Source organism: Leisingera sp. F5, from assembly GCF_001593695.1.
Window position 1 is genome coordinate 1 of record NZ_LUKH01001236.1, and the last position, 1,172, is coordinate 1,172.

A 1,172-nucleotide genomic window follows, 5' to 3' on the forward strand; every position below is an offset into this window, starting at 1 on the left:
TGGGGGCCGCGGCGATGCTCTTGGCCGTGACCGCCCTCTGGGGATAACCAGACAGGAAAAGCTATGCGGAAAGTCTCGATTTTCGGCGCGACAGGCTCAATCGGCCAGAACACTATCGATCTGATCCGCCGCGCGCCGGACGCTTATGACGTGGTGGCGCTGACCGGCGGCGCCAATATCGCACGGCTGGCCGCGGACGCCGCCGCATTGCGGGCTGATGTCGCGGTCACTGCCTATGAAGACCGGTTGCCGGATCTGCGCGCGGCGCTGGCAGGCACCGGTGTCGAGGCTGCAGCAGGGCAGGCGGCGCTGGTGGAGGCTGCCGCGCGGCCTGCGGATTGGATTATGTCGGCCATCGTTGGCGCGGCGGGCCTTGCGCCGGGGCTGGAGGCGCTGAAACACGGCACCACACTGGCGCTGGCCAACAAGGAATCGCTTGTCTGTGCGGGCGCGTTGTTGCTGGAGACTGCCGGGCAATACGGCGCCCGGCTGTTGCCGGTAGACAGCGAGCATTCGGCGGTGTTCCAGGGGCTTGCGGGCGAAGACATTGATGCGGTTGAGCGGATCATCATCACCGCCTCTGGCGGGGCATTCCGCGATTGGCCGCTGGAAGATTTGCCCGATGCAAGCCTGGCACAGGCGTCTTCGCATCCCAATTGGGATATGGGTCAGCGGATCACTATCGACAGCGCGTCGATGTTTAATAAGGCATTGGAAGTCATTGAAACGCGGGAATACTTCGGTGTTCGGCCTGAACAGATCGAGGTGCTGGTGCACCCCGAATCTCTGGTCCACGCGCTGGTTGGCTTCAATGACGGTGCGCTGATGGCGCATCTGGGCGCGCCGGACATGCGGCACGCCATCGGTTACGCGCTGCATTGGCCGGAACGCCAGGATCTGCCGGTGGAACGGCTGGACCTGGCCCGTATCGGCCAGCTGAACTTCCGTGCTCCGGACCCGGCCCGCTATCCGGCACTGCACCTGGCCTATGAGGTAATGGAACGCGGCGGTATGATGGGCGCAGCCTTCAACGCGGCTAAGGAACAGGCGCTGGATGACTTCATCGCAGGCCGCATCCGGTTTACCGATATGGCGGCTGTCACCGAGACCGCGCTAGAGCGCATGTCAGCGGAACGTGACCTCATTGATGCCGCAATGACACTTGATAACGT

Annotated in this window: 1 protein-coding gene; it reads left to right on the forward strand. The window is 63.7% G+C overall.

The features are described 5' to 3' along the window. Positions 1–63: 63 nt before the first annotated feature. The coding region (dxr, locus tag A2I95_RS40425) for a 1-deoxy-D-xylulose-5-phosphate reductoisomerase (RefSeq protein WP_291737949.1) at positions 64–1,172 on the forward strand (1,109 nt) is incomplete at its 3' end.